Origin of the sequence: Streptomyces durbertensis, assembly GCF_014156695.1 — a bacterium.
Lineage (GTDB): Bacteria > Actinomycetota > Actinomycetes > Streptomycetales > Streptomycetaceae > Streptomyces > Streptomyces durbertensis.
In genome coordinates this window covers 1-1,819 of the sequence record NZ_WMLF01000691.1, presented here as the reverse complement: position 1 = coordinate 1,819, position 1,819 = coordinate 1, and the positions used below count along the sequence as shown (strand labels likewise).

2 protein-coding genes are annotated in these 1,819 nt (G+C 73.5%); one reads left to right on the top strand and one right to left on the bottom strand.

Features of this window, described 5'->3' with window-relative positions; genetic code table 11:
- A partial coding sequence (locus GL263_RS25955; RefSeq protein WP_267132796.1) for an aldo/keto reductase occupies positions 1–733 on the bottom strand: 733 nt, incomplete at its 3' end.
- Positions 734–951: 218 nt separating this feature from the next.
- On the opposite strand from GL263_RS25955, the gene GL263_RS25950 reads away from it, so the two are divergent.
- Positions 952–1,791: an alpha/beta fold hydrolase gene (locus GL263_RS25950; RefSeq protein WP_182858176.1), complete on the top strand. Its 840-nt coding sequence runs from the start codon at positions 952–954 to the stop codon at positions 1,789–1,791.
- Positions 1,792–1,819: the final 28 nt, after the last annotated feature.

Genomic DNA, 1,819 nt, shown 5'->3' with positions numbered 1-1,819 from the left:
GAGTGAGCGTGACGTCCGCCGCCGCGACGTTCTCCTCCAGGTGGGCGAGCCGGGCGGTACCCGGGATCGGGCAGATCACCGGCGAGTGGGCGAGCAGCCAGGCGAGCGCGACCTGGGTGGGGGTGGCGTCGAGGTCGGCGGCCACGGCGTTGATCTCGGCGTTCGCTCCGGCTTCGCCCCAAGCGACCGGCCGCCACGGCAGGAAGGCGATGCCGGCCGCCTCGCAGGCGGCGAGCACGGGCTCGTGCTCGCGGTCGAGGAGGCTGTATCGGTTCTGGACGCTGGCGATCTCGACGATCTCCCGTGCCTGGTCGAGTTCGGCGACGGTGACCTCGGAGAGGCCGATCCGGCCGATCTTGCCCTCGTCGCGCAGCTCCCGCAGGGTGCCGATCTGGTCGGCCAGCGGGGTCTCGGGGTCGATGCGGTGGAGCTGGAGCAGTTCGAGGCGTTCGACGCGCAGCCGCCGCAGCGCGTGGTCGACCTGGTCGCGCAGGACCTCCGGGCGCCCGTCGAGTCGCCACTCGTCGCCCGGGCCGGAACGCGCGACACCCACCTTGGTGGTGACGAGGAGGTCTTCCGGATACGGGTGCAGGGCCTCGGCCAGCAGTTCCTCGTTGGCCCCTCCGCCGTACAGGTGGGCGGTGTCGATCAGGGTGACGCCGAGTTCCACCGCCCGTCGTGCGACCGCGACGGCGTCCGCGCGGGCGGCAGCGGGCTCGGTCGGGAGGCGCATGGCCCCGAACCCGAGCCGACGCACTTCCAGGTCGCCACCGATACGGAAACTGACTGATGCCACCCTGCTGCCCCCTTGGCTCAACTCCCGAGCCTAGCAAGGGAGTCGACGGCTTCAGGGTGACGGAGTTCCGGTCGGGGGTCGGGACGGGCGATGAGGTTCGCGCGGCCGGACCGTCTACCTCGGATGACGGCCGAGAACCGATTCCGGAGGACCACATGATCACCGACACCCCGGGCGCCACCGAACGCGCCCGCACGCTTGAGGTGCCCGACGGGCGCCTGTACTACGAGGTGCGCGGCGAGACCGGGCCGCTGGTCGTGCTGGTCGGCGCGCCGATGGACGCCGACGCGTTCGGCCCGCTCGCCGACGTGCTCGCCGCCGACCACACGGTGCTGACCACCGACCCGCGCGGCATCCACCGCAGCGAGCTCCACAACCCCGAGCAGGAGTCGACTCCCGAGCTGCGGGCCGACGACCTGGCCCGGCTGATCACCCACCTGGACGCGGGACCGGCCGTGGTCGTCGGTTCCAGCGGCGGCGCGGTGAGCGCGCTGGCACTCGCGCAGCGGCACCCGGAGCTGCTGCGCGCGGTCGTCGCGCACGAGCCCCCGCTGATCGAGCTGCTGGACGACCGCGACGAGCTGCGCGCCGGAACGGAACGGCTTGTCGCCGACTACCTCGGCGGCGACGTCGTCGGGGCGTGGAAGGGGTTCTTCGCCCAGGCGGGCATCATGATCCCCGAGCCGGCCGTGGAGCAGATGTTCGGCGGGGAGCGGGACGCGCGGCAGGTCGCGGACGAGCGCCGCTGGTTCGCCCACGAGCTGCGCCGCACCACCTTCTGGACGCCGGACGCCGCCGCGTTGCGGGGCGAGTCCGGTCGGGTGGTGGTCGGCATCGGCGAGGCTTCGGCGGGGCAGCTCTGCGACCGCACGGCGCGTGCGCTGGCCGGGAGGCTGGGGATCGAGCCGACGCTCTTCCCCGGCGACCACACCGGCTTCGTCGACGCACCGGACGCCTTCGCCGACCGTCTGCGGGCCGTCCTCCGACCGGACTGAGGGCGGACGCCGGAGCGCGGGGCGGGTG

What these genes read in the sequence shown, in the direction of transcription:
- GL263_RS25950 (WP_182858176.1), top strand. Translation starts at nt 952, where the DNA reads ATGATCACCGACACCCCGGGCGCCACCGAACGCGCCCGCACGCTTGAG.